The 26210-nt window shown below is 73.2% G+C and carries 19 protein-coding genes; 10 read left to right on the forward strand and 9 right to left on the reverse strand.

Features of this window, described 5'->3' with window-relative positions; translation table 11 throughout:
- Positions 1–191 precede the first annotated feature (191 nt).
- A complete protein-coding gene (locus tag WDV06_RS12410; RefSeq protein ID WP_395509741.1) occupies positions 192–1046 on the forward strand; it encodes a hypothetical protein in 855 nt (284 codons plus the stop codon).
- Between the two features lie 76 nt (positions 1047–1122).
- A complete protein-coding gene (gene glgP, locus WDV06_RS12415) occupies positions 1123–3762 on the forward strand; it encodes an alpha-glucan family phosphorylase (protein ID WP_395509742.1) in 2640 nt (879 codons plus the stop codon).
- A gap of 40 nt (positions 3763–3802) precedes the next feature.
- Here the strand turns inward: glgP and WDV06_RS12420 are convergent, their stop codons facing one another.
- Positions 3803–4834 carry an Lrp/AsnC family transcriptional regulator gene (locus WDV06_RS12420; RefSeq protein WP_395509743.1) on the reverse strand — a complete coding sequence of 344 codons (1032 nt, stop codon included), beginning with the start codon at positions 4832–4834 and terminating at the stop codon, positions 3803–3805.
- Positions 4835–4990: 156 nt separating this feature from the next.
- Here WDV06_RS12420 and WDV06_RS12425 point away from each other — a divergent pair, with 156 nt between their 5' ends.
- Positions 4991–6505 (forward strand): MFS transporter, encoded by a 1515-nt coding sequence (locus WDV06_RS12425; RefSeq protein ID WP_395509744.1) that lies wholly within the window; start codon positions 4991–4993, stop codon positions 6503–6505.
- A gap of 157 nt (positions 6506–6662) precedes the next feature.
- Positions 6663–7169 carry a hypothetical protein gene (locus WDV06_RS12430; protein WP_395509745.1) on the forward strand — a complete coding sequence of 169 codons (507 nt, stop codon included), beginning with the start codon at positions 6663–6665 and terminating at the stop codon, positions 7167–7169.
- Between the two features lie 98 nt (positions 7170–7267).
- Here WDV06_RS12430 and WDV06_RS12435 read toward each other — a convergent pair whose 3' ends face one another.
- On the reverse strand, positions 7268–9544 hold the full coding sequence (locus tag WDV06_RS12435) for a M4 family metallopeptidase (protein WP_395509746.1): 2277 nt from the start codon (positions 9542–9544) through the stop codon (positions 7268–7270).
- 382 nt (positions 9545–9926) lie between these two features.
- Between WDV06_RS12435 and WDV06_RS12440 the strand changes: the two genes are divergently transcribed.
- Entirely contained in the window at positions 9927–11414 is a 1488-nt protein-coding gene (locus WDV06_RS12440) for a sugar transferase (protein ID WP_395509747.1), read from the forward strand.
- A gap of 16 nt (positions 11415–11430) precedes the next feature.
- Here WDV06_RS12440 and WDV06_RS12445 read toward each other — a convergent pair whose 3' ends face one another.
- Positions 11431–12375 carry a GDP-L-fucose synthase family protein gene (locus WDV06_RS12445; RefSeq protein ID WP_395509748.1) on the reverse strand — a complete coding sequence of 315 codons (945 nt, stop codon included), beginning with the start codon at positions 12373–12375 and terminating at the stop codon, positions 11431–11433.
- 125 nt (positions 12376–12500) lie between these two features.
- Here WDV06_RS12445 and gmd point away from each other — a divergent pair, with 125 nt between their 5' ends.
- From gmd to WDV06_RS12460, 3 genes are all read left to right on the forward strand, one after another.
- Positions 12501–13514, forward strand: coding sequence for a GDP-mannose 4,6-dehydratase (gene gmd / locus WDV06_RS12450; protein WP_395509749.1), 1014 nt, complete (start codon positions 12501–12503; stop codon positions 13512–13514).
- Between the two features lie 254 nt (positions 13515–13768).
- On the forward strand, positions 13769–16543 hold the full coding sequence (locus tag WDV06_RS12455; RefSeq protein WP_395509750.1) for a CBM96 family carbohydrate-binding protein: 2775 nt from the start codon (positions 13769–13771) through the stop codon (positions 16541–16543).
- A gap of 75 nt (positions 16544–16618) precedes the next feature.
- A complete protein-coding gene (locus WDV06_RS12460; RefSeq protein ID WP_395509751.1) occupies positions 16619–17308 on the forward strand; it encodes a hypothetical protein in 690 nt (229 codons plus the stop codon).
- Between the two features lie 64 nt (positions 17309–17372).
- Here the strand turns inward: WDV06_RS12460 and WDV06_RS12465 are convergent, their stop codons facing one another.
- Positions 17373–18494 carry a glycosyltransferase gene (locus tag WDV06_RS12465; RefSeq protein WP_395509752.1) on the reverse strand — a complete coding sequence of 374 codons (1122 nt, stop codon included), beginning with the start codon at positions 18492–18494 and terminating at the stop codon, positions 17373–17375.
- Positions 18491–19030 carry a WcaF family extracellular polysaccharide biosynthesis acetyltransferase gene (locus tag WDV06_RS12470; RefSeq protein WP_395509753.1) on the reverse strand — a complete coding sequence of 180 codons (540 nt, stop codon included), beginning with the start codon at positions 19028–19030 and terminating at the stop codon, positions 18491–18493. Before WDV06_RS12470 ends, WDV06_RS12465 begins: the two co-directional genes overlap by 4 nt.
- 87 nt (positions 19031–19117) lie before the next feature.
- Here WDV06_RS12470 and WDV06_RS12475 point away from each other — a divergent pair, with 87 nt between their 5' ends.
- A complete protein-coding gene (locus WDV06_RS12475) occupies positions 19118–20632 on the forward strand; it encodes a hypothetical protein (protein ID WP_395509754.1) in 1515 nt (504 codons plus the stop codon).
- On the opposite strand, the gene WDV06_RS12480 is transcribed toward WDV06_RS12475, so the two are convergent.
- Genes WDV06_RS12480 through WDV06_RS12490 form a run of 3 tightly spaced genes read right to left on the reverse strand, consistent with a single transcriptional unit; the run spans position 20629 to position 24766 of the window.
- Complete coding sequence (locus tag WDV06_RS12480) at positions 20629–21846, reverse strand: MATE family efflux transporter (protein ID WP_395509755.1); 1218 nt, start codon at positions 21844–21846, stop codon at positions 20629–20631. The two genes, WDV06_RS12475 and WDV06_RS12480, sit on opposite strands and share 4 nt — an antisense overlap.
- Complete coding sequence (locus WDV06_RS12485) at positions 21843–23564, reverse strand: lipopolysaccharide biosynthesis protein (protein WP_395509756.1); 1722 nt, start codon at positions 23562–23564, stop codon at positions 21843–21845. Before WDV06_RS12485 ends, WDV06_RS12480 begins: the two co-directional genes overlap by 4 nt.
- A complete protein-coding gene (locus WDV06_RS12490) occupies positions 23561–24766 on the reverse strand; it encodes a glycosyltransferase (protein ID WP_395509780.1) in 1206 nt (401 codons plus the stop codon). The genes WDV06_RS12485 and WDV06_RS12490 overlap by 4 nt, the downstream gene beginning before the upstream one ends.
- Before the next feature lie 158 nt (positions 24767–24924).
- On the opposite strand from WDV06_RS12490, the gene WDV06_RS12495 reads away from it, so the two are divergent.
- Positions 24925–25446 (forward strand): FAD synthase family protein, encoded by a 522-nt coding sequence (locus WDV06_RS12495; protein WP_395509757.1) that lies wholly within the window; start codon positions 24925–24927, stop codon positions 25444–25446.
- Here the strand turns inward: WDV06_RS12495 and WDV06_RS12500 are convergent.
- Positions 25427–26149: a CDP-alcohol phosphatidyltransferase family protein gene (locus tag WDV06_RS12500; RefSeq protein WP_395509758.1), complete on the reverse strand. Its 723-nt coding sequence runs from the start codon at positions 26147–26149 to the stop codon at positions 25427–25429. The genes WDV06_RS12495 and WDV06_RS12500 overlap by 20 nt on opposite strands.
- Positions 26150–26210 lie beyond the last annotated feature (61 nt).

Genomic DNA, 26210 nt, shown 5'->3' on the forward strand with positions numbered 1-26210 from the left:
CGTCAAGTCGGCGAGGACCAAGTGACGTCCAACGAGTCACCCCCGCACCTTCCGCCCCGCTGACCCCACACGCCCCGTGGGCACACTCCGCCGCCGGGCGCCACCCCGCGCGCCGGCGGCCGGCGACTGACGGTGTTTCAGCACTTCGGAAGGGGTCACCCGGGCGCCCGATCCGCGCGAGAATGCGCGGCATGGGTCTGACCGAGCAGCTCGTGCATCCCGACCCCCGGCAGCGCGAACGGACCGCGCGGCGGGTGAGCGCCGCCGTGTGGGACCCCGGCTCGGAGGGGGAACTGGCCGGCGTGCTCGTCGAGGCCGCCTGCGCCGAGGAGGACCCCGGCGCGCTGGAGGCGCAGCTGGGCGCGCTCGTCGCCGTCGAGGGCGGCATCAGCGACCTCGGGCTCCGGCGGCTCGGACGGATCTGGCCCGCCCCGCCCGCGCTGGAGCGGCTCCTCGCGCGGGCCGGGCGGCTCCAGGTCTCCGCACCCGTCACCCCCGGCGGAACCGCCACCCTCGCCGTGGTGCGCTGCCTGCGCGGGGCCCCGCGGACCGGCTCGCGGCTGCGCACCCCCGACGGGGCGTGGGTGGTGCTGGAGCGCATCGAGCTCTACGGGCGGGCCGTCGACCGGCTCGACGCCGGCAGCACCGCCCGGGTGCTGCTGACCGGGGCCGGGGCGCGCGGGCTGGAGGAGTGGGACCGCCTCGACGCCGACCCCCGGGCCCGCGAGTGCGTACGGCGGCTGCGGGACCCCGACCCCCGGGTGCGGGGCCTGGCCGCCGCCGAGGCCGCCGACCGGCCCGACGCGTGGGACGCCGACGCCGGCCGCCGGCTGTGCGCCGCCCTGGCCCGCGCCGCCGTCACCGAGACCGACCCCGAGGCGCTGGAGAGCGAGCTGCACGCCCTGCTGCGGCTCGGGTACTTCGTCTCCGCCCCGGTCCTGGACCTGCTGCGCGGCCTCGAACGCGGCCTCGTGCCGCCCGGGCTGCGCCCGTACCTGGCGGACCTGTTGGACGAACGGCCGCCCGGCGACCGGCTCCCGCAGTAGATTTCCGGGGGCGTTGCGCGTCTGCACAGCGTGGTGCGGCCGCTCCGATCCGTCATCCCCTGCGAAGGTGGAACACGTGAAGGCTATCCGTCGATTCACCGTGCGCCCCGTCCTCCCCGAACCCCTCATGCCACTCGCCGAGCTCGCGCGCAATCTGCGCTGGTCGTGGCATACGGAAACCCGCGAACTCTTCCACTCCGTCGACCCCGAGGGCTGGCAGGCCGCCGGCGGCGACCCGGTCCGGCTGCTGGGCGCCGTCCCCGCCGCCCGGCTCGCGGAACTCGCCGCCGACCGGCGCTTCCTGCGCCGGCTCGCCGTCGCGGTCGCCGACCTCGACGACTACGTCCGCGGCGGCAGGTGGTACCAGACCCACGAGAACAGCGGCGCCCTCCCCGCCGCCATCGCTTACTTCTCCCCCGAATTCGGCATCACCGCCGCCCTTCCCCAGTACTCCGGCGGCCTCGGGATCCTCGCCGGCGACCACCTCAAGGCCGCCAGCGACCTCGGCGTCCCGATCATCGGCGTCGGGCTGCTCTACCGGCACGGCTACTTCCGCCAGTCCCTCTCCCGCGACGGCTGGCAGCAGGAGCACTACCCCGTACTCGACCCCCACGAGCTGCCGCTGGCCCTGCTCCGCCAGGAGGACGGCACCCCCGCCCGCGTCACCCTCACCCTCCCCGGCGGACGGTCGTTGCACGCGCACATCTGGCAGGCCCGCGTCGGCCGCGTCCCGCTGCTGCTGCTCGACTCCGACGTCGAGGACAACGACGCCGGCGCCCGCGAGGTGACCGACCGGCTCTACGGCGGCGGCAGCGACCACCGCCTCCTCCAGGAGATGCTGCTCGGCATCGGCGGCGTCCGGGCCGTCCGCGCCTACTGCCGCATCACCGGTCACCCCGACCCCGAGGTCTTCCACACCAACGAGGGCCACGCCGGCTTCCTCGGCCTCGAACGCATAAGGGAACTGGAAGGGGAGCGCGGCCTCGGCTTCGAGGCCGCCGTCGAGGCCGTCCGCGCCGGGACCGTCTTCACCACCCACACCCCCGTCCCCGCCGGCATCGACCGCTTCGAGCGCTCCCTCGTCGCCCGCCACTTCGGCGAGGGCGGCGAACTGGCCGGCGTCCCCGTCGAGCGGATCCTGGAACTCGGTGCCGAGTCCTACCCCGGCGGCGACCCCGGCGTGTTCAACATGGCCGTCATGGGCCTGCGCCTCGCCCAGCGCGCCAACGGGGTCTCCACCCTGCACGGCGCCGTCAGCCGCGACATGTTCGCCGGGCTCTGGCCGGGCTTCGACCCGGCCGACGTGCCCATCACCTCCGTGACCAACGGGGTGCACGCCCCGACCTGGGTCGCCCCCGAGGTCATGCGGCTCGGCGCCCGCCAGATCGGCCCCGGGCGCACCGAGGACGCCCTCGCCGTCGGCGGCTCCACCCGCTGGGACGCCGTCGCCCAGATCGCCGACCAGGACGTGTGGGACGTGCGCCGCTCCCTGCGCGAACAACTGGTGCAGGAGGTGCGGGACCGGCTGCGCACCTCCTGGAAGCAGCGCGGCGCCGCCGACGCCGAGCTCGGCTGGGTGGACACCGTCCTCGACCCGGACGTGCTGACCATCGGCTTCGCCCGGCGCGTCCCCTCCTACAAGCGGCTCACCCTGATGCTGCGCGACCCCGAACGGCTGCGCCGCCTGCTGCTGGACCCCGACCGGCCCGTGCAGATCGTCGTCGCGGGCAAGGCGCACCCGGCGGACGACGGCGGCAAGCGGCTCGTGCAGGAGCTGGTGCGCTTCTCGGACGACCCGCGCGTGCGCCACCGGATCGTCTTCCTGCCGGACTACGGCATGGCGATGGCGCAGAAGCTCTACCCGGGCTGCGACGTCTGGCTCAACAACCCGCTGCGGCCGCTGGAGGCATGCGGGACCAGCGGGATGAAGGCCGCCCTCAACGGCTGCCTCAACCTGTCGGTCCTGGACGGCTGGTGGGACGAGTGGTTCGAGCCGGACTTCGGCTGGGCCATCCCCACGGCCGACGGGCTCGGCACGGACGAGGAGCGGCGCGACGACCTGGAGGCGGGCGCCCTCTACGAGCTGATCGAGACCCGGGTCGCACCCCGCTTCTACGACCGCTCCGGCCGCACCGGGCTGCCCGACCGGTGGATCGAGATGGTCCGGCGCACCCTGGTGTCCCTGGGCCCGAAGGTGCTCGCGGGGCGGATGGTACGGGAGTACGTGGAGCGGCTCTACGCCCCCGCCGCGCTCTCCCACCGCGCCCTGACCGCCGACGCGGCGCGGGACCTGGCCTGGTGGAAGGGCCGGATCCGGGCGGCCTGGCAAGGGGTGGCCGTGGAGCACGTGGAGGCCGTCGCCGCCACACCGGTGGGCGGCACCGCCGAGCTCGGGGCCACCCTCACGCTGCGGGTGCGCGTCGCGCTCGACGCGCTCGCGCCCGAGGACGTCGAGGTGCAGGCCGTCGCGGGCCGGGTCGACGCCCAGGACGTGATCAAGGACGGCCGGACCTTCCCGCTCAAGCCCGCCGCCGGTCCCGACCTGGAGGGGCGCTGGGTGTACGAGGGGCCGCTCGCCCTCGACCGGACGGGCCCCTTCGGCTACACGGTACGGGTCCTGCCCACCCACCCGCTGCTGGCGAGCCCCGCCGAACTGGGCCTGGTCGCGGGCCCGGTGGCGGAACCCGATCCGACGGGCGGCGTCCTGCTGCGCTGACGCCCGGCGCCGGGCCCGGCAGACGGGCCCGGGGCGGGGTTCAGGGGGCGGGCGGCGGATCCACCAGCCGCCCGTCCTCCACCAGCATCCCGGCCCGTTTGAGGGTCCGCAGGTTCGGGATCACCTCCACCTGCCCTATGCCGGGCACCGCGCCGATCCGCTCGGTCAGGTACGTGTACAGCGCGTCGGTGTCCCGGCACAGGACCACCGCCAGCAGGTTCGCCGCCCCGGTGATGGCCGCCGCGAACGGCACCTCCGGGTGGCTCCCCAGGGCGGCCCCCACCTCCGCCAGCCGGGCCGGCGGCACGGTCAGCAGCAGGGAGGCGTCCGCCTCGAAACCCAGGTGCTCCGGGATGACCTCGACGTCGAAGTAGACCGCCCCGCGCTCCCGCAGCCGCTCCAGCCGGCGCCGCGCCGTGGACTCCGACAGGCCCGAGGCCCGGGCCAGCTCCGGATAGCCGGCCCGGCCGTCCCGGCGCAGGACCGCCAGCAGCGCGAGCTCGGCCTCGTCGAGGGCGTAGCGGGCCTCCTTGTGCTCCGGCGCCGGCGCGGGGCGCCGCAGGGCCGCCGCCTGGTCCTCGCGCAGCCCCCGCAGCCCCGCCCAGACGCCGGGTCCGCCGATGTACTTGCGCAGCACGGTGTGCGCGCTGATGGCCGTCACCCTCCGGGTGCGGGGCAGCTTGTCCAGCAGCAGGGCGTCCCGGTCCTCGCGGGTCCGGGCCCGGGTCATGCAGTGGATCTCCGTACCGCCCGAGTTCAGCGTCACCCACGCGATGTCAGGCCGGCGGGCCAGCGCCTCGGCCACCGCGACCGCGGCGTCGGGCGCGCACTGCACGCGCACCCAGGACTCGAACAGGCCCACGCGGCTGCCGACGGGCAGTCCGACGACCCGCAGCAGGCCGTTGCCGCGCAGCCGGTGGTAGCGGCGCACCACGGTCTGGTCGGAGACCTCCAGCACCTCGGCGAGCCGGCTGAAGGGGGCCCGGCCGTCGAGGGACAGGGCGTGGGCGAGGGCCCGGTCGAAGGCGTCCAGCTCGGCCGGACGGCCCTGGGCCCGGAGTGTGGGATGCATGGTTCCCATCATTCCAGGGGCTGTAGTGGCAGGAATCCTGCGCAGGCGTGCTTCCGGGTGGGTGATTCGGGAACCCGCTGCCACGGTGGGGCGGCCCCAGAAGAATCAGCCGGGCACCGACGACCCCGGCTCGGAAGAACCTTGAGGAGAATCCCCATGCGCAAATGGCTGCCCCTGACGGCGGTGTGCATCGGGGCGTTCATGCTCCTGGTCGACGTCACGATCGTGACCGTCGCCCTCCCGGACATGGCCGCCGCCCTGCACACCGGTTTCTCGGGGCTCCAGTGGGTGATGGACGTCTACGCCCTCGCCCTCGCCGCCCTGCTGCTCGGATCCGGCTCGCTCGCCGACCGGATCGGCCGCCGCCGGGTCTACCTCGGCGGGCTCGTGCTCTTCGCCGGCGCCTCCCTGGTCTGCGGCCTGGCCGACGGGCCGGGCGCGCTGATCGCCTTCCGCGCCGTCCAGGGCATCGGGGGCGCCGCGATGGCCGCCACCTCCATGGCCCTGCTCAGCTCCTCCTACCAGGGCCGCGACCGCGGGGTGGCCTTCGGCGTCTGGGGCGCGGTCAACGGCGCCGCCGCCGCGGCCGGGCCGATCGTCGGCGGGCTGCTCACCGAGCACTTCGGCTGGCGCTGGATCTTCTTCATCAACCTGCCGCTGTGCGCCCTGGCCGTGTTCGTGACCCTCAGGGCGGTGGCCGAGTCCCGCGACCCGGGCGCCCAGGGGCTGGACCTGCCCGGCATGCTCACCTTCACCGTCGGGGCCGGCTCCCTGACGTACGCGCTGATCCGGGCCGGTGAGGACGGCTGGACCTCGCAGGCCACCCTCGGGCTGTTCGCCTTGGCGGCGGTCGCCTTCGCCGCCTTCGTCCTCGTCGAACTGCGCGGCTCCCGCCCGATGCTGGACCTCTCGCTGTTCCGCAGTCCGGTCTTCGCGGCCGTCATGACCGCCGGACTGCTGACCTCCGGGGCGGCGTTCTCGTACCTGATGTACGTCTCCCTGTGGCTGCAGTCCGCCGAGGGGATGACCCCGGTGGGCGCCGGCCTGGCGCTGGTGCCGATGAGCCTCGCGGCCTTCGTCGTCGCGGCGGTGGCCGGACGGCTGCTGCACGGGGTCTCCGCCCGGCTGACCATCGGCGGCGGGCTGCTGCTGATCGGCGGGGGCGCGCTGCTCCAGGCCTGGATGCTGGACGCCGGTGACAGCTGGCCCGCGCTGGTGCCGGGGCTGGCGCTGACCGGGGTCGGGGTGGGCGTGTCGATGCCGGCGCTGGCGGCCACCGCCATGGGGGCGGTGCCGCCGACCCGGGCGGGCATGGCCGGCGGTGTGCTGAACACCTCGCGGCAGCTGGGCACGGCCCTGGGCATCGCGGTGCTGGGCGGGGTGTTCCACGCGGGGCTGGCGGACGGGCTCGACGGGCAGCCGGCCGGCACCGCCGACGCCCTGGCCTCCGGCGGGGCGGGGCGGCTGCTGGGCTCCGTGCCCGGGGCGCGGGAGTGGGTCGACGCGGCGTTCGCGAGCGGGCTGCGGGACGCCTTCCTGGTCTCGGGCGCGCTGGGTCTGGCCGGTGGCCTGGTGGTCCTGCTCCTGATCCGCCGCCCGTCGGCCGCCCCCTCCGGGGCCCCGGTCCCGCCCCAGGCCACGGCCCCGGCCCGGCCGCAGCAGCGCGCGTAGGGGCCGCGCCGCGCGGGGGTTCCCGCAGCGCGCAGCGGCGGGACGGGGCGGGGCAGGAGGGTGAACCTTCGAACGGGTGGCGCATGGCGCCCCTGCGGAGCCCCGGCCGGCTCCTAGGCTGCCCCGCGGACGCCTCCCGCGAGAAACGGACCCTGTCATGCGCCTCCGCTCCACAGCCACAGCCGCTCTCCTCGCCGCCGCCGCGCTGATCCTGCCCACCGCCGGCCCGTCGCTGGCCAGCGACCCCGACCACGACCACGGCACCCTCGGCGAGATCCACTACCGGTTCACGGACGACGACGGGGACGTCCGCCACGGCACGATCGAGCCGGCCGACAACGACACCTGCTACCGCCTGACGGGCACCTCCCGCAACCGCGCGGCCTTCGCGGTGAGCAACGAGACCGACTCGCTGGTCCTCGTCTTCCGGGACAACAGCTGCGGCGGGGAGGCCCAGGAGGTGCTGCGGCCGGGCGAGCGCGCCCACGACCTGAACGCCCGCTCGGTCTATCTCAAGCCCACCGACGACCACCACCACGGCCGTCACGACCGCGACGACGACTGGGGCGACGAGGACCGCGCCCGGCCCCGCCAGGAGCGCGGCAAGGACCGCGTGGTGTTCGACAAGGCCTACCTCGACGCGGCCTTCCGCTCGATCGGCTGATCCGCCGCCGCACGCGACAGGGCCGCCCGGGAGGTTTCCTCCCGGGCGGCCCCGTGGTTTCAGCGGTTCAGCCGTGGTTCACTTCCCGCCCCGAGGGGTCAGAAGGTGAGCTTCCAGCTGTCGATCTTGCCGGTGTCCAGGCTGGCGTTGTCGTTCACGCGCAGCTTCCAGACGCCGTTGGCCACCTCGGACGAGGCGTCGACCGTGTAGCTCTTGATGATGTTGTCGGCGCTGCCGCCCGACCGGTTGTGCAGGTTGTAGACGCTGCCGTCCGGCGCCACCAGGTCGACCTTCAGGTCGCCGATGTAGGTGTGCAGGATGTTGACGTCCACCTTGAGCGTGGCCGGCGCGTTGCCCGGGCGGCCGCTCACCGTGATCGGGGACTCGACCGTCGCGTTGTCGTTGATCGCGTAGTCGGTCGTGTTCTCGAAGACGCTCGGCAGCGAGGTGCCGACGGTCCAGGTGAAGGACGTGGTGCCCGTCTTGCTCGCCGAGTCGGTGACGGTGACGGTCACGTTGGACGTGCCCGCGGTGGTCGCCGTACCGGAGATCAGGCCGGTGGAGGAGTTGATCGACAGGCCGGCCGGCAGGCCGGTCGCCGAGTAGGTCAGGGCGCCCGGGTTGGTGCTGGTCGCCTGGACCTGGAGGCTCACCGCGGTGTTGATCTGGGTGGTCTGGTTCCCGATCGCGGTGACGGTGACCCCGTCGTTGATGCGCGGGCCGACGTTGATGGCGGCCCAGGCGTTGGCCACGTTGTTGTACGTGGTCGAGCCGGCGCCGTAGAGGTCGGCCGCGGCCTTCAGGGTCTGGACGCGGGCGTCGGCGTAGTCGGTGGTCGACTTGAAGTAGCCCACCGTCAGCGCGCGGAACCAGATCTTCGCGGCGGCGTCACGGCCGATCGCGGTGACCGGGAGGCCGTCGGAGGTCGGCGAGTTGTAGCTCACGCCGTTGATGACCTTGGCGCCGGAGCCCTCGGAGGCCAGGTAGAACCAGTGGTTCGCCGGACCCGAGGAGTAGTGGACGTCGACCGAGCCGATGCCGGAGTACCACGCGTCCTTCGACGCGCCGTCCTTGCTCGGCTTGTCCATGTAGCGCAGCGGCGTGCCGTCGCCGTTGATGTCGATCTTCTCGCCGACGAGGTAGTCGCCGACGTCGTTCGGGTTGTTGGCCCAGAACTCGACGGCCGCGGCCATGATGTCGGAGGTGGCCTCGTTGAGGCCGCCGGACTCGCCGCTGTAGTTCATGTTGCCGGTGACCGAGGTCAGACCGTGGGTCATCTCGTGCGCGGCCACGTCGATGGAGGTGAGGGGCTTGGTGTTGCCCGAGCCGTCGCCGTAGGTCATGCAGAAGCAGGAGTCGTCCCAGAAGGCGTTCACGTACGCGTTGCCGTAGTGGACCCGGCTGTAGGGGGCCACGCCGTCGTTGCGCAGGCCGTTGCGGCCGTGGACGTTCTTGTAGTAGTCCCACGTCAGCTGGGCGCCGTAGGCGGCGTCCGCGCCGGCCGTCTCCTTGTTGGAGGGCAGGCCGTTGCCCCAGACGTCGGTGGTCTTGCTGAACAGCGTGCCGGTGCCGGACGAACCCCCGTTGAGGTTGTACGTCTTGTGGCCGCCGCGGCCGCCGTCGGTCAGCGTGTAGTTGCTGCCCGACAGGGTGGTGCCGAGGGTCACCTGGCCGCTGTACTGCGTGTTGCCGGTGCCGGTCTCGACGGCCTGCCACTGGGTGATCTTCGCGCCGGTCTTGGCGTCGGTGATCACGTGCAGGCGGCTCGGGGTGCCGTCGTCCTGGAGGCCGCCGACGACGGTCTCGAAGGCGAGGACCGGGACGCCGGAGCCGGCCCAGATCACCTTGCGGGCGCCCTTGTCGGCCTTGGACTGCTTGGATCCCGCGGAGTTGGCGGCGGCGACGGCCTGGCCCTCGGCGGCGGTGGTGCTGACCGTGGCGTTGGTGTCCGCGACCTTGATCTCGTGCTGGTTCGCCTTGGTCACGCTCTTGGTGACGCCGCCCTTGGCGTGGACCGTCAGGTCGCCGCCGAGTACGGGCAGACCGTCGTAGGTCCGCTCGTAGGTGGTGTGCGTGGTGCCGTCGGCGTCCTTGGACACGTCACGGACGATCAGCTTCTCGCCGCTGCCGAGGCCGAGGGCCTTGGCAGCCTGCGCCGTGGTCGAGTTGGCTTCGCTGATGAGCGTCGCACGCTCCGAAGCGCTGAGTACGAGGTTGGCCGCGCCCGGGTTGGGCTGGGCGGCCGTGCGGGTCTGCGACGCGGTGGCGTCGGCGGCGGCGGTGGCGGTACCGGCCTGCATGCCTACGGCGACCAGGGCCGCCGCGGCCACGAGTGCGCCGGCCGCGGTGGCACGCCGCTGGGGGGTGGGACTCAACGCAGACTCCTTCTGCAAGGGGGGTTCCGGATGGCTGGGTGGGCCACCGGGCAGATCAGGGCTGGTGCGATGAACGGATCGAAGAGTGCCACCTGGAGTGTCCGATGTCAGGGCCACATCAAAAGGTTGGCTGGAAACGGTTCGTTGTCCGAAGATACGTATCCGGTATCCGAACCATTCACCTTTGTGTGCGAAGACGGTCCGCTGGGCCTGGAACGGTTGATACCGGTTGCTAACCCTTGGGTAACAAGAGGCCTCGTTCACCCGAACGGCATTTACCGTACGGGTGTTTGTCGTACTGTTTCCCGGTGCGACAGATGTTCGCCGCCCGGGGAAGCGGCGGACGTGCGCCACCGACATAGACCACGTGCCAGGGGGGCCCATGAGGCATGTCCATTTTCCTGCGCAAAGAGTGGCCGCCGCGGCCGGTGGCGCGGAAGGGTCCCCGGACGCCCCGGCCCGGCGCATCGCCGACAAGGCCCCCTGGTACCTGCCCGCCGCCGTGGGGGCCGACTTCGCCGGCGCCGCCGTCCCCGTGGGCCTGGTCTTCGAGGCTGCGCAGCAGGCCAGGCCCCTGTACTGCGCGCTCGGCGCGGCCCTCGCCTGGGTCGGCGTACAGGCCCTGCGCCGACGTTACGCCACTCGCGCGCTCGGCGAGTCCCGCGGAGTGCTGCCCGTCGTGCACGACTGGCTGATTCTCATCGGTGTCCTGGCCGTCGCCCGGGTGCTCACCGGGGAGAGCACCCCCCGGCTGGCCGCCCTGGGCGCCCTGCTGCCCGCCCTCCTCGTCACCGTCGCCCACCGCAAACTGACCTACCGCCACCTCTTCGCCGCGCGCCGCGAGGCCCAGGCCGTCAGCCGGGTCCTGGTCGTCGGCGAACCCGCCGCCGCCGACCACGTCATCGCCCACCTCGCGGCACGCACCGACCACCCCTACGTGGTCGTCGGCGTGCTCCCCGTCGGCCAGGGCTCCCCGGAGGGCGGGGTTCCCGTCGCCGGCCGCCTCGCCGCCCGGATGCCCGAGGCCCTGACCGAGGACTCGGCCGCCGTGCTGGGCGCCGTCCGCAGCCACCACGCCGACCTGGTGCTGGTGGTCCCCGGGGCGCGGATCGCGGGGGAGCGGCTGCGCCGGGTGGCGTGGGCGCTGCACGACGAGGGGCTGGAGATGGCGGTGTTCCCCGGCCTGGTGGAGGTCTCCGTCAAGCGCCTGGAGACCGTGTCCGCCGGGGGGCTCGCCGTGCTGCGGGTGGCGCCGCCCGTGCGGCGGGGTGCCCAGACCCTGCTCAAGGCCGTGCTCGACCGGGGCGCGGCGGCGTTCGGACTGCTCCTGCTGTCGCCGGTGTTCCTCGCGCTGGTGCTGGCCATCCGCCTCGGCTCGCGCGGCCCGGCCTTCTACAGCCAGCGCCGGATCGGGCGCGACGGGGTCCCGTTCGTCATGTGGAAGTTCCGCACGATGGTCGTGGACGCCGACCGGCTGAAGTCCGAGCTGTCGGGGGCCAACGAGAACGACGGGCCGATGTTCAAGATGCGCCGCGACCCCCGGGTGACCCGGGTGGGCCGGCTGCTGCGCCGCACCTCGCTCGACGAACTGCCGCAGCTGTTCAACGTGCTGACCGGCTCCATGTCCCTGGTCGGCCCGCGCCCGCCGCTGCCGGAGGAGGTGGCCGAGTACGACGAGGTCGAACTGCGCCGGCTCACCGTCCGGCCGGGGATGACGGGGCTGTGGCAGATCAGCGGACGCTCCGACCTCTCCTGGGACGAAACGATTCAGCTCGATCTCCAGTACGTGGACAACTGGTCCTTCACCAGCGACGTCGACGTCATGGGCCGTACCCTCCGCGCCGTCGTCGACGGCCGCGGAGCGTACTGAGGGGCCCGGCGTGACGTCAGTCCTGCTCCAGCCACCACCGGTAGGTGGAGGCGATGCCGTCCCGCAGCCCGATGCCGGGCTTCCAGCCCAGCGCCGTCAGGCGCGACACGTCGAGCAGCTTGCGCGGGGTCCCGTCCGGCTTCGACGTGTCCCACGCGAGCCGGCCCTCGAACCCGGTGACCTCGGCGACCGTCTCGGCCAGCTCCCTGATGGTCAGGTCCTCGCCGCAGCCGACGTTGACGGGCTCGTCCCCGTCGTAGCGCTCCAGCAGCACGGCGCAGGCGGCCGCCAGGTCGTCCACGTGCAGGAACTCCCGGCGCGGGGTGCCGCTGCCCCACAGGGTGACCTCGTCGCGCCCCTCGGCGGCGGCCTCGTGGAAGCGCCGGACGAGGGCGGGCAGCACGTGCGAGGACTCCAGGTCGAAGTTGTCCCCGGGCCCGTACAGGTTGGTGGGCATGGCGGAGATGTACGAGGCCCCGTACTGCCTGCGGTACGACTGGACCTGCACGATGCCCGCGATCTTGGCCAGCGCGTACGCCTCGTTGGTCGGTTCCAGCGGCCCGGTCAGCAGCGCGTCCTCCGTGATGGGCTGCGGCGCGAGCTTGGGGTAGATGCAGGAGGACCCCAGGAACAGCAGGCGGCCCACGCCGGCGGCGTGCGCCCCGCCGATCACGCTGAGCTGGATCCTGAGGTTGTCCTCCAGGAACTGCACCGGGTAGGTGCTGTTGGCCATGATCCCGCCGACCTTGGCGGCGGCCAGCACCACGGCGTCGGGGCGGACGTCCCTCAGGTACGCCTCCGTCGCGGCGGCGTCGCGCAGGTCGAGATCGGCGCGGCCGCGGGTGAGCACCTCGTACCCGTCGGCGGCGAGGCGGCGGACGACCGCGGATCCCACCAGGCCGCGGTGTCCGGCGACGAAGACGCGGGCGTGCGGGGGCAGGAGCGGCTGCGGATTAGTCATACCGCCGATGATGCCAGCCCCCCGGCACGCCCCGGGCCGGGCTTACGGCGTCCCGCCCGCCGCACAGACCACACACCGAGGCGAAGCCTCACACGGAACAGCAACAACGGACCCCAGGGGGACCCATGGGCAAGACCGCACTGATCACCGGCGTCACCGGACAGGACGGCTCGTACCTCGCCGAGCTCCTGCTCTCGAAGGGCTACACGGTGCACGGGCTCGTGCGGCGCTCCTCCAGCTTCAACACGGAGCGGATCGACCACATCTACCAGGACCCGCAGACGGCGAACCGTTCCTTCGTCCTGCACCACGCCGACCTCTCCGACGGCGTGGCCCTGGTGAACCTGCTGCGCGACATCCGCCCCGACGAGGTCTACAACCTCGGCGCCCAGTCCCATGTCCGGGTCTCCTTCGACGCGCCGCTCTACACCGGCGACGTCACCGGCCTCGGCGCGCTGCGGCTGCTGGAGGCCATCCGGGCCAGCGGCGTGGACACCCGGATCTACCAGGCCTCGTCCTCGGAGATGTACGGCTCCACCCCGCCCCCGCAGAACGAGGACACTCCGTTCCACCCGCGCAGCCCGTACGGGGCGGCGAAGGTCTTCGCGTACTGGACGACCGTCAACTACCGGGAGGCGTACGACATGTTCGCCGTCAACGGGATCCTCTTCAACCACGAGTCCCCGCGCCGCGGCGAGACCTTCGTGACCCGCAAGATCACCCGCGCGGTCGCCCGGATCAAGGCCGGCCTCCAGGAGCACCTCTACCTCGGCAACCTCGACGCCGTCCGCGACTGGGGCTACGCCCCCGAGTACGTCGAGGCGATGTGGCGCATGCTCCAGCAGGACGAGCCGACCGACTACGTCGTGGCCACCGGAGTCGCCGCCACGGTGCGGGAGTTCGTCGAGTCCTCCTTCGCCCACGCCGGTCTCGACTGGAACGAGCACGTCCGCTACGACCCCAAGTACGAGCGCCCCAGCGAGGTCGACGCACTCATCGGGGACGCGGCCAAGGCCCGGGAGATCCTCGGCTGGAAGCCGACGGTCCTCGTGCCCGAACTGGCCCGCATCATGGTCGACGCGGACGTCCGCCAGGTCGAGGACCAACTGGCGGGCGCCACCGTCCGCATCGACCGCTGAGGCCGTATATTTCGCCTACGATGCGCCTACGTTTTACGTGTCCCGGTCATGTCCACCGTGCTCCACGGCCCTGACCGGGGCAAACCTGTCGTGTGCCGGTGTGCGCTCCCGAAGTGAACCCCGTTGGCCCCCGTTGGTATGCAGTGGGTCAAGTGAGGTGACCGGGGACGTACCCGAGTCCTAGTCTGCGTCGGATGCACACGGCTGTTCGTACAGTTCCAGCCATCAGACCGGGCGATTGCCCTGGGGGGTTCATGCGTAGATCCAGAGGGCTGACCGCTGCCCTCGTCCTGTCCCTGACCGGCGCGGGCGCCGGCCTGGGCGTGGTGCTGATGCCCTCGGCGTCGGCGATCACGCCGCCGGTGGCGTTCACCGCCGACGAGCTGCCCACCTGGCAGCCGAACGGGGTCGTGTTCGCCATGGCCGAGGCGAACGGCACCGTCTTCGCCGGCGGCACCTTCTCGGCGGTCCGCCCGCCCGACGCCGTGGGCGGCACCGAACAGGAGGCCGTGAACTTCGTGGCGCTGGACGCCGCCACGGGCGACCCCACCTCCTGCAAGCTGGCCTTCACCGTCGGCGACGGCACCGCCACCGTCCGGGCCCTGACCGTCTCCAAGGACGGCAAGACCCTCTACGCGGGCGGCTACTTCGGCGCCGTCAACGGCACCCCGGTCTCCAGCCTCGCGGCCATCGACATCGAGACCTGCACGCCCAAGGCCTCCTTCCACCCCGGCGTCCCCGCCACCGTGCGCGCGCTGGAGGCCACCGACGACACCCTGTACGTCGGCGGTGACTTCGGGACGGTCGAGGGGCAGACCCGCGAGCGGTTCGCCGCGGTGGACGCCTCCTCCGGCGCCCTCAAGCCCTTCACCGCCAACGCCGACGAGCCCGGCCGCGCCATCAAGGTCAGCAACGACGGCAAGAAGGTCCTGCTCGGCGGCGACTTCTTCACGGTCAACGGCTCCAACTCGCACGCCCTGGCCGTCGTCGACGCCACCACGGGTGCGGTCGCCAAGACCTACTCCACCATCCCGTCGAACTCGGTCGTCAAGGACATCTCCGCCGACGCCACGGGCTACTACACCGCCAACGAGGGCTCCGGCGGCGGCGTCTTCGACGGACGCATCGGCCTGAACACCGACTTCAACGAGAAGTGGCGCGACCGCTGCCTCGGCGCGACCCAGTTCGTGCTCCCGTACGACGGCGTCCTCTACAGCGCCTCGCACGGCCACGACTGCTCCACCGAGCTGGAGTTCCCCGACGGCAAGCGCAACTTCCTGATGGCCCAGCCCACCGACCACACCGGCACGCCCCCCGCGCCCGTGGACGGCTTCGTGCGCGGCCCGCGCAAGCTCGGCTGGCACCCCACCGCCAACGACGGCATCGGCGAGGGCATCGGCCCGCGCGTCATGGCCGTCGCCTCGAAGTCGGACGTCAAGTACCTGTGGGTCGGCGGCGAGTTCACCCAGATCAACGGAAAGCCGCAGGCGGCCCTGACCCGCTTCGCCAACACCGGCGACACAGGCGCGCCCACCACCCCGGCCGTCAGCGCCGGCAGCGTCAAGCCCGGCGAGGTCCAGGTCCGCTGGCGCACCAGCTACGACCAGGACGACAGCAAGCTGACGTACCGGATCTACCGCAACGGCTCGGCCACCCCGATCCAGACCGTGACCGCCGACTCCCTGGAGTTCGAACGGCCCCAGGCCTCCTGGACCGACACCACCGTCAAGGCCGGGCAGTCCTACACCTACCGGGTGACCGCCACGGACGGCGCCGGCAACACCAGCGCCCTGTCGGCCGGCGCCCCCGTGACCGTCCCGACCTCGGTCCAGGCCTACCCCGACAAGATCCGCACCGACGGCGCCACCCTGTACTGGCGCTACGACGACACCTCCAGCCCGTACGTGGCCGACTCGTCGGACGGCGGGAACACCAGCGGCATCCAGGTGGCCGCTCCGGCGCTGAACCAGAGCCCCGGAGCCGTCAGCGGCAGCAGCACGGCCATGGGCTTCAACGGCACCAGCCAGCAGGTGTACAGCGACCACCGCCAGTTCGTCGGCAGCAGCTTCACGGTGGAGACCTGGTTCAAGACCAACACCACGCGCGGCGGCAAGCTCATCGGCTTCGGCAACAACACGGTCAACAACAGCGGCTCCTACGACAAGCAGCTGTACATGACCAACACCGGCCGCCTCGCCTTCGGCGTCTACAACGGCTCGACCCGCACCATCACCACGGGCCTGTTCGACACGTACAACGACAACAAGTGGCACCACGTCGTCGGCACCCAGGGCCCGGGCGGCATGACGCTCTACGTCGACGGCCAGAACAAGGGCACGAACAGCGCCACCACCTCCACCTCGTACGCCGGTTTCTGGCACGTCGGCGGTGACAACCTCGCCAACTGGCCGAACCGCCCGACGAGCAACTACTTCGCCGGCCAGATCGACGAGACCGCCGTCTACCCGACGGCCCTCACCCAGGCCCAGGTCAAGAACCACTACGACCTCGCCAAGGCCCCGACCGACACCGTCTCCAAGGTCCCCGCGGCCGAGGACACCTACATCAACCAGGGTGCCCCGGCCACGGCCTACGGAACCTCCACGCAGCTCGCGGTGCGCGGCACCTCCGCGTACGAGTCGTACCTGCGCTTCACCCTCCCGGCCGCCCCGGCCGGGCAGGTCCTGAAGGCCGCCTCCCTCCAGTTCAAGACCTCCACGCAGACGGGTGCGGGCACCGCCGACACCGTCTCCGTGGTCCCGGTCACCGGCACCTGGAGCGGCGCGGGCACCACGTTCAACACCAAGCCCACCCTCGGCACCACCCCGCTCGGCAGCATCACGGGCGTGCCGGACGGCTCGGCGATCCAGAACGTCGAGCTCGACACCGCCGCGCTCTCCGCGGTGCTGGGCAGCAGCTACAGCCTCGGCCTGACCAGCACGGGCACCGACGCGCTGTGGCTCTGGTCCTCGGAGTCGACCGCCGCGGACGCCGCTCCGCAACTGGTCCTCACCTTCGGCCAGAAGTAACCACCCGAGGACGTACGGGGCCCGGCGCACGAGCTGCCGGGCCCCGTACGCCTTCCCACCCACCGGGAGCCCTCCATGCACCTGCGCTCCAGGGCGGCGTCCGCAGCCCTCCTCCTCGCCTCCGTCCTCACCCTGACCGGATGCAGCTCCTCCGGCGACACCAAGGCAGACGCCGCCCCGGCCAAGCCGAAGCCGCCGGCGGCGTCCCCGGCCCCCGACCCGGCGGACTCCACCGCGCCCCCCGCCGCCCCGGACCCGAACGCCAAGCCGACGGGCCCCGTCCTCCCGGACACGCGGCTCACCCCGAAGACGGGCAGCTTCAAGGCGAACGAGAAGCAGTACCTGAGCGGCCGCGTCCCGGAGAAGACCGACCCCGCGGCCGTCCTCCAGACGGGCCAGGAAACCTGCCAGCGGGTGGAACGCACCGCCAGGCACGACAAGGACGCGGCGGCCGCGGCGATCGCCTCGGGCGAGCTGGCCGGCGCCAGGGACGCGATCACCTACCTCTGCCCCGACCAGAAGCCGATCCTGGCCGCGGCGGAGAAGGGCTTCCCCGACGGCACCCGCGAGAACCCGGCCCCGGGCACCTACCGCGCCGCCACCCAGACCACCACGTGCACCTGGGAAGCCAGGTCCAAGGACGGCACCACCCTCGCCTCGGGCCCGGAAACCCCGCCCAAGCCGGGCGAGAAGACCACGGCCACGATCCCCGCGGGCGCGGCCACCTTCACCTCGACGAACTGCTACGCCTGGCTCCCGGCGTAACACCCGCCCCGGCACACGAACGCCGCCGCACCCGTCCCACGGGTCCGGCGGCGTTCACATGCCCTCAGCCCCGCCGGACGGCGTCCTCGTACACCCCCAGCAGGGTGTCCAGGACCGCGTCCATCGAGAAGGACTCCGCCGCCAGGGCGCGGGCCGCCTTCGACGCGGCGGTGTTGTCCCACGGGTCCAGGAGGGCGAGGACCGCCTCCGCCACTCCTCGCGGGCCCGGGTCCACCGCTCGGCCCGCACCCGAGGACGCGATGTCGCGGGCCAGGCCGTTGGAGTGGGTGACCACCGTCGGGACGCCCACCGCCAGGGCCTCCAGGACCGCCATGGGGAAGGGCTCGTCCACCGACGGGAGGACGTAGACGTGGGCGCGGCGGAGCTCGGCCAGGACCTCCGCGCTGGAGAGCGGACCCGGCACCGTGAAGCGGTCCGTCAGGCCCAGGGCGGTGATCCGGGCGCGGACGGCGGCCAGTTCGCCCTCGTCCGGGCCCGCCACCACGAACTGCGCGTCCGGGTGGACGGCCAGCACCGCCGGGGCCGCGTCCACGAAGTCCACGGGGCGCTTGCGGGCCTGGAGGCGGGCCGAGTACAGGACGCGCGGCGGGCCGCTCAGCGGCGGCCGCTCCTCCTGCGGCGGGGTGCCGTTCACCAGGCGGACCGCCTGGGAGAGGGGCGGGGCGGCGACCACCGCGTCCAGGCCGGTGCGCTCGTGCGGGGTCAGGTACAGGACCGCGTCCGCGCCCCGCAGCAGGCGGCGTACCGCCACCGCGTCCAGGACCTTCGCCAGGAGCCTCCCGCTCGGGTCCACCATGCCGTGGGTCTGGAGGACGAGGGGTTTGCCGGCGCGCAGGGCCGCCAGGGCGAGCGGGAGGGTGACCAGGTCGCGGGCCAGGTGGACGTGGACCACGTCCGCGTCCCGGACCAGGCGGGACGCCGAGGCCAGCAGGGCCGGCGAGGTCAGCCCGCTGAAGCCGAGGGGGAGGAGCCGGCGGGCCGGGAAGAGCTTCGCCGGGACGCCCTCCACCGAGGTCGGCCAGGGGACGAAGCCCTCGCCGAGGGCCACGAGCCGTGCCTCGTGGCCCCGCTCCCGCAGCCCCTTGGCCAGGTTCAGGGCCACTCGCACCGGGCCGCCGAAGGCGTGCGAGGGGGAGTGGAGCGTGACGGCGTGCAGGATCTTCACTTGGGTTCCTCCACCGGGCGGCGGCCGCCGTCCTGGGTCTGCAGGGTCAGGGCGGGGAGGTCCTTGTGGACCACCGAACCGGCACCGGCGACCGCGCAGCGGCCCACCGTCACCCCCGCCAGCACCGTCGCCCGCACGGCCACCCACGCGCCGTCCTCGACGGTGATCGGGGCGTTGCGGTAGCGGAAGTCGGCCGCCCGGTGGTCGTGCGAACCGGTGCACAGCATCGACTCCTGCGACAGGCACACGTGCGCACCGATCGTCACCGGCTCCAGGTTGAGCAGCCAGGCGCCCTCACCGATCCACGTGTGGTCCCCGACCTTCAGCTTCCACGGCCACAGCACCCGCACCCTGTGCCGGATCAGCACCCCCTCGCCGATCTCCGCCCCGAACGCCCGCAGCAGCGCCACGCGCAGCCGGGCGGGACAGAACCACGACATGAACAGGGTGTTCATCACCGCGAACCACAGGGCCTGCGTCAGCAGCCCCCGCCCCTTGTCGTACCCGGCCAGCGTGAAGGCAGGAAGATTGCGCACCGGTCGCCCCCGTCGTCCCACGCGCCTCCCCTGGCGCGGAACGCTCAGACTAGACTGCGCGCGGATCACGCACATGGGGTGGGGGCAATGGTGGCTACGGACATACGCACGCCCAGCGTGAAATCGCCCCCGCCCAGGCCCGAGGACGAGGCCCAGTGGGGGCGGGTCACCACCCCGCGCACCCTGCTCTCCCGCGCCCTGTCCGTCCCGCTCGCGCTCGGCTTCACCGTCTTCCTGCCGGTGTTCGTCGCCGCCCAGTCCGGCGACGGGCAGGAGGACGCCGCGTTCTGGCTCCAGCTGGTCCTCACCATGTACTCCGGCGCCCGCCTCTCCGCCATGGTGCTCACCAGCCGCCGCAAGCTGCTCCAGGGGTCCTTCTGGCTCTTCGTCTACATGGCGATGGGAGTGGCGCCGCTGGCCCAGGCCGTGCTGGGCCGGGTACCCACCCCCGTCGTCGGGCCGCGCTCCGACCTCACCCTCGCCATCGGGCTGGTGCTGCTCGGCTGCACGGCCTTCGACGTCGGCGTGCTGCTGGCCCGCCACCGGCCCGCGGGCCGCGCGGGCGGCTCCCCGAAGGAACCCCGCCCCCTCATGGCGCACCGGCGGCGGCTCCAACTCCTCACCGCCGTCGCCTTCGTGTGCAGCGCCGCGTTCATCCTCAAGCTGGGCGGACCCGCCGTCTTCTTCTCCAGCCGCCAGGAGATCATCGCCGGCATCCAGGACGCCGGCGTCTCCAACGGCGACGGCCAGGCCGGCCAGGCCCTGCTGCGCGGCTTCGGCACCGTGCCGGCGCTGCTCGCCATGCTGCTGTACACGCGCTGGCTGATCACCTCGACGTACGCCCGCCGCAAGGTGTCGGTCATCGTCACCTGGGCGGCGCTCGTCGCCCTCAACCTCGTCGTCAACAACCCGATCTCGAACCCGCGCTACTGGTTCCTGACGGTCATGTTCGCGATGCTGTTCACGCTCTTCCCGGTCAGCGCCGCCATGTACCGCGTCGCCCTGTCCATGGCGGTGGTCGTCGCCCTCCTCGTCTTCCCCTTCGCGGACCGCTTCCGCTACGACGAGAAGAACTACAAGCCCGTCGAGACGACGTCGTTCCTGGAGCCCATGGCGCTCAAGGACTACGACCAGATCGGCATGTTCGCGAACACCATCACCTTCGCCGACTCCGGCCCCGGCCACTTCTACGGGCGCCAGCTCGCCGGATCCGTCCTCTTCGCGGTCCCCCGCTCGGTGTGGCCGGGCAAGCCGCGCGACACCGGCGTGATGGTCGGCCAGTGGATGGGCACGGTCAACACCAACCTGTCCTCCCCGATCTGGGCGGAGCTGTGGCTGGACTTCGGCCCCCTCGGCATGGGCGCCGGCCTGCTGGCCATCGGATACGCCGCCGCACGCGTCGACCGCCGCTACGCCAAGCGCGCCACCCGCCGCTCACCGCCCGGCAGCCTGATCTCGGTGGTGGTCCCGCTGGTCGCCGGGTACTCCTTCATCCTGCTGCGCGGACCGCTCCTCCAGGCCTCGGGCCGCGTGGCGATCGCCGCGATGTGCCTCGCGCTGGTGGCCACGTACCGCACGGACAGCTCGACGACGCTGCGCTAGGCCGCAGCCGCGACCTGCGCCGCCGGCGCCTTCAGGCGGCCCACCCGGGCCCACCCCGCCGCCGCCTTCGCCGCCGAGCCCGCCGCCAGGCCCCAGGCGGCCCCGGCCACGCCCCAGGCGGCGTAGCCGCCCAGCAGCAGGGCCACCGACAGCAGGGAGAACACCACCTGCAACGCGAGGGTGGCCTTCGGGTTCAGCACCCGCAGGGTCAGCAGGGCGCAGGTGCCCAGGCCCATCACCGCGTACTGGGCGCCCGTCGCGGGCAGCAGGGCGGAGGCGGCGGCCCAGGTGTCGCCCAGCAGGTGACGGCCCAGCCGGTCCGGCAGGGCGTACAGGACCGCCGCCCAGCCGGCGCCGAGCACGGCGAGGGCGGCCCCCATCAGAGCGGTCAGCCGGACCACGCCGCGCTTGCCGGACGCCCGGCCCACGATCGGCGGGCCGAAGGCGTTGGCCGAGTTGAACAGCACGTTCAGCGGTCCGAACAGGGTCGTCGCCCCGCGCAGCGCGCCCACCGCCAGCGGGGTCGCGAAGGCGCCCAGCCCGAGCACCGCGAGCTGGCTGGAGCCGTTGCCCACGGCGAACTCGACCACGAAGCGCTGCCCGAGGTGCCCGCGCCGCAGGTACGGCCGGACATCCGCGCGGGCACCCCGGACGTACGGGCGCAGCAGCCACAGGCCCAGCCCCAGCGCGGGCAGCGCGGACAGCCCCCACACCAGCACCAGCCGTCCCGCCGACGCCCCGTGCGGCTGCGCCGCCAGCGCCGCGACCACGCACACCAGCCGCAGCGCGTCCGCGGCCAGCGCCCGCTCGGGAACCCGCAGGGCGGAGAAGCAGTACCGCAGCCCGTCCTGGACGAGGACCAGCGGCAGGACGGCGCCCAGCGCGAGGAAGGCCCACCCGGCGTCGCCCGGCACCACCGGACCGGCGGCCGCGAGCACCAGCCCGGCCGCCCCGGCCGCCCCGGCCGTGAACAGCACCGACGACCGGCACACCGCTCCCAGCCGCCCGGCCTCCTTCTCCAGCACCACGGTCTGCCCGACGTAGGCCATGTTCAGTCCGAGGAGGACGCTGAAGGCCACGTACACCATCGAGAAGTCGGCGAAGCCCGACGCCGAGGACAGCCGGGCGGCCAGCACCAGCACCAGGATGTTGGTGGCGCTGGAGGCGGCCTGGTCCAGGACCGAGGCGACCGCGGCGAGGCCCCGCCGGCTCACCGCCGGCCCGTGCGGACCGTGCGCAGGGCCACGGTGTCGCTCCCGTCGCCCGGAAGCCGTTCGCCGGCCGCGCCGGGGGCGGGCACCGGCGGCGCGGGGCTCGGGGAGGCGGCGCCGGCGGAGGTGTCCCGCTTCGACCGCTGTCCCGGCAGCGGGGAGTGCAGCACCGCGCCCAGCACGGTCCCGCCCGCCCCGCTGATCAGCTCGCGGATCCGGGCGAGGTCGCTGCGGTGCACCGCGCGCGGGTCGCAGACGACCAGGACCCCGTCGACGCGGTCGACGAGCGCGAGCGCGTCGGCGTACGAGAGCACCGGCGGCGCGAGCACGACGACGGTGGAGTTGGGGGAGTCGGCCTCGGAGATCAGCCGGGTCGCGCGCGGGGAGGTCAGGGCGCGGGCCACGTTGCGCACGCGGTCGCCGGGGATCAGGTCGAAGGCGCCCGACTCCCCGGCGTCCACCACGAGCTGGCGCCCGTCCGGCCAGTCGGACTCCCCGGCTCCGCCGCCGAGCAGGCCCGTGCCGGTGCCGCCCGGCGTCTGGCTCCAGCGCGGCCGCCCGCCGCCGTCCGTCGGCAGCTGGCTGGCCAGCACCGGCGTGCGCAGGTCGGCCTCGATGAGCAGGACGTCCTTGCCGGTCTCGGCGAAGGACGCGGCGAGGTTCACGGCCACGGCGGCGGCCGTCTCGCTGCTGCCGCGCGGTGCGACGACCAGCAGCCGGCGCCGGTCGGCGAAGCGGGAGTCGTAGGCCAGCCGGAAGGCCACCGACCGGTACTCCTCGGCGAGGCGCGGGTCGGCCTCGCCGGCCGCGAGGAGCGGGCCGCCGCCCGTCTTGTCCCGGGGCAGGTAGCCGAGGACCGGCGCGCGCAGGGCCCGGGCCACGTCGCCCTCGGAGCGCGGCGCCGGGTCGAAGACCAGCCGCACCCAGGCGGCGAGCAGGCCGAGGGCCAGGCCGGTGGCCGCGCCGAGCGCGAGCGACATGGGGATGCCGGGGCCGTCGGGTGCGGTGGGCGGGGCGGCCGGGCTGGTGATCCGGCCCGGGGTCATGTCCAGGGCCTGGAGCTTGGTGATGTTGTTGTTGAGGGTGTTGACCTTGCTTTGGAGGTCGGTCTTGGAGCCCAGTGCGGCGTCACGGGCCGTGCCCGCCGGCATGGCGTTGATCTGCTTGGCCAGGTCGTCGAGCTGCTTGGCGACGGGGTCGCGCTGGCCCTCGTAGCCCTTGACCATCTTGTCGCGGGTGACGTCGAGGGCCTCCTGCCGCTTGAACAGGTAGGCCTCGGCCATCCCGTTCGCCCGCTGGGCGGCCTCCTTGGGGGAGGCGGAGGTGTAGGTGAAGCGGAGCACCATCGTCTGCGGCGGGTTGGTCACCTGGAGGCCGCGGCGCAGAGCGGCCGCGTCCTTGGCCGGGATCCCGAGCTTCTTCGCCGCCTGCTCGGCTATGGAGCTGGAGAGGGCGACCTGCCGCTCCGAGCCGATGTTGATCGCCTTGTCGGGCGCCAGGCTCGGGTTGAACGGGTCGTCGGTGGGGGCGCGCAGGACCACGTCCGCGACGGACACGTAGGTGTCGGCGGTGGAGATGCCGAGGTAGACGCCGCCCAGCAGGCCGATGCCCACACCGGCGCCCAGGAGCCTGCGGTAGCGCAGGAGCTGCTTGAACTGGTCCCTGAGGAGGTCCGGTTCGTCCTCGGGCGGGGCCGCCGCCGGGCGGTTCGTCTCGGTCACGACTGGGGACCCCCAAGTGCTTCGTCGATCAGTGCGTCGATGCGGGCCAGGCCCGCTTCGCGGCTCAGGTGGGCCGCCACGTGGACGGGTCCGGCCGCGCCCAGCGCGTCCGCGCCCGCGGGGTCCTCGGCCAGGGCCCGCACGGCCCCCAGCAGGGCCTCGGGGTCCTCCGGCGGTACGAGCACCCCGGCGCCCGAACGTTCCACCTCCTGGGCGGTCCCGCCCTGCGCCGCGACGGAGGCGACGACGGGCCGGCCGGCCTGGAAGTAGGAGGTGAGCTTGGACGGCACGCTCATGTCGAGCACGGCCGCGTGCTGCGTGACCGCGAGCACGTCCGCCGCGGCGAGGATATCGGGGAAGTCTCCGTCGGCGGCAGGGGGGATGATGTCGAGGTTGGGGACGTCGGCGGCGAGGGCGGCGAGGGCCGCGCGCCGGCTTCCGTCGCCCATCAGGACGAAGCGGACGCGGGGGTCGAGGCGGGCGGCACCGACCAGGACTTCGAGGCCCTGCTTGAGGCCCATGTTCCCGGAGTGCAGGACCACGGTCTGGTCCGGTGCCCAGCCGAGGTGGTGGCGGGTCTCCCCGCGGGGCTTGGTGGGCTTGGGGACGTGCGACCAGTTGGGCACCAGGCGGATCCGCCCCGGGTCCACGCCCATGCCCACGACCCGGTCCACGAACGTCTCGTGGATGACGCCGACCAGCGCCGCCCGCTTCAGGGCGTACGCCTCCGCCCGCCCGGCCAGCGCGGCCGCCTTGTCGCCGCCGCTGATCCCGCTCTGCGCGGCCGCGGCGCCCATCAGGTCCTGGACCACCGGGACGAAGGGGACCTTCCAGCGGGCGGCGAGCCGCGCGGCCAGCACGCCGCCGGCCAGGCTGGGCATCTGGGCCATCACCGCGTGCGGGCGCGGCATCCGCGGCGGGGCCACGGCACCGTGGAGCAGAATCGATCCTTCGAACAGGGCCCGCTTCACGGCGGTCTGCTGCGCCGGCACGGTGTGCGCACGCCGGTGCACGGTGACCCCCGCCCGCCGCTCCGTGCGCCGCAGCGCACCCCTGTACTCGGGTTCGAGGGACCAGGCCGGGTAGTGCGGCATGCCCGCCAGTACGTGGGTGTCGTGGCCGTACGCCGCCCAGTGCTCCGCGATCTGGGTGGCGTACGGACCGATGCCCGCGTGCTCCGGCGCGTAGTTGGTGGAAACCAGCAACAACCGCCGGTGGCCGGATGTGGACACTGAACGTCCCCTTCTCCCCTGGATGATGCGCACGTCACCCTATGCGTTCACCGTCGGGCAGTGGAACGTGCGCGCTATTGTCTGCTGAATGCGCCGCACCGGGGGGTGCGGCCCCTGGGGGGTAACTGATGACGGAGCACCACATGTCCGATGCCGCGCCGTCCGGGCGCCGGCCGTACCGGGTCGGCTACGCCCCCGGTGCCTACGACCTGTTCCACATAGGCCACCTCAACATCCTCCGGCACGCCCGCAGCCGGTGCGACTACCTGGTGGCCGGCGTGGTCTCGGACGAGATGGCCGAACTGGCCAAGGGCCGCCGCCCGATGATCCCGCTGGTCGAGCGGCTGGAGATCGTCCGCAGCGTCAAGTACGTGGACGCCGCCTTCGTCGAGACGGTCCCGGACAAGGTGGAGACGTGGAAGCAGGTCCGCTTCGACGTCATCTTCAAGGGCGACGACTGGCGGGGCACCCCCAAGGGGGACAAGCTGGAACGGGACTTCGCCGCCCACGGGGTCGACGTCGTCTACTTCCCCTACACCGTGCACACGTCCAGCACCCAGCTGCGCCGGGCCCTGGACGCCCTCGCCCAGCCGCAGACCGTGCCCCTGCACCAGCCGCTGGCCGAGCCCCTCACCGCCGAACGGCGCTGAGCTCCCGGAACCACTTCGTCAGGAACGCCAGCAGGAACAGCACGGCGACCGCGCCCAGCCCCGCGTACGCCCAGCGGAACAGCGACCCGCCGCCCAGCAGCAGGAACACCAGGCAGAACACCCCGTAGTCCACGGGGAGCAACGCCACCGCGCGCAGGGACGACGGCGCCGCGGCGGGGCTCCCCGGCGCGGCCTTCGGCTTGAGCTTCTCGGTGAGCAGCCCGCCGAAGAAGGTCACCACGGCGGCGAACTGGAAGACCAGCGGCACCAGCAGCCAGCCGTCCGCGCCCGTGCCGTACGCGTCGGGGAAGCGGAAGAAGGCGATGAGCACGCAGGAGTGCAGCGCGGTGAGCTTGGCGGCGTCCACGACGTGGTCCAGCCACTCGCCCGCCGCACTGCCGCCCCCGCGCAGCCGGGCCAGCTGCCCGTCGGCGGAGTCGAAGGCGAAGCCGACCGCGAGCGCGGCCCACACGGCGGCCCCCATCGCCCAGGACGGCGCGGCCAGCGCGACCGCGGCCACGGCGGCGAAGCTGAACGCGGCGCTGACCAGGGTCACCTGGTTCGGGGTCAGGCCCAGCGCGTAGGAGCCGGCGGCCAGGTACCGGCCGGCGGGCCGGTTGACGAACCGGGAGTAGAGCGACACGCCCTTCGCCGACTTCTGCGCCCCGCGCAGCTCCCGCAGCGCCGCCCCCACCCTCGCCATGCGTACTCCCGTTCGCGCGTCCATGTGTGCGTGTGTTCACCGAAAGGGCACATCATCGCAG

The sequence above is a fragment of the Streptomyces racemochromogenes genome (assembly GCF_044129415.1).
Lineage (GTDB): Bacteria > Actinomycetota > Actinomycetes > Streptomycetales > Streptomycetaceae > Streptomyces > Streptomyces racemochromogenes_A.

Excerpts from the sequence above, each read along its gene's own strand:
- WDV06_RS12455 (WP_395509750.1), top strand. The coding sequence starts at position 13,769 with ATGCGTAGATCCAGAGGGCTGACCGCTGCCCTCGTCCTGTCCCTGACC.
- WDV06_RS12445 (WP_395509748.1), bottom strand. The coding sequence starts at position 12,375 with ATGACTAATCCGCAGCCGCTCCTGCCCCCGCACGCCCGCGTCTTCGTC.
- gmd (WP_395509749.1), top strand. The coding sequence starts at position 12,501 with ATGGGCAAGACCGCACTGATCACCGGCGTCACCGGACAGGACGGCTCG.
- WDV06_RS12495 (WP_395509757.1), top strand. The coding sequence starts at position 24,925 with ATGACGGAGCACCACATGTCCGATGCCGCGCCGTCCGGGCGCCGGCCG.
- WDV06_RS12440 (WP_395509747.1), top strand. The coding sequence starts at position 9,927 with ATGAGGCATGTCCATTTTCCTGCGCAAAGAGTGGCCGCCGCGGCCGGT.
- WDV06_RS12420 (WP_395509743.1), bottom strand. The coding sequence starts at position 4,834 with ATGCATCCCACACTCCGGGCCCAGGGCCGTCCGGCCGAGCTGGACGCC.
- WDV06_RS12460 (WP_395509751.1), top strand. The coding sequence starts at position 16,619 with ATGCACCTGCGCTCCAGGGCGGCGTCCGCAGCCCTCCTCCTCGCCTCC.
- WDV06_RS12475 (WP_395509754.1), top strand. The coding sequence starts at position 19,118 with ATGGTGGCTACGGACATACGCACGCCCAGCGTGAAATCGCCCCCGCCC.
- WDV06_RS12425 (WP_395509744.1), top strand. The coding sequence starts at position 4,991 with ATGCGCAAATGGCTGCCCCTGACGGCGGTGTGCATCGGGGCGTTCATG.
- WDV06_RS12500 (WP_395509758.1), bottom strand. The coding sequence starts at position 26,149 with ATGGCGAGGGTGGGGGCGGCGCTGCGGGAGCTGCGCGGGGCGCAGAAG.
- WDV06_RS12410 (WP_395509741.1), top strand. The coding sequence starts at position 192 with ATGGGTCTGACCGAGCAGCTCGTGCATCCCGACCCCCGGCAGCGCGAA.
- WDV06_RS12430 (WP_395509745.1), top strand. The coding sequence starts at position 6,663 with ATGCGCCTCCGCTCCACAGCCACAGCCGCTCTCCTCGCCGCCGCCGCG.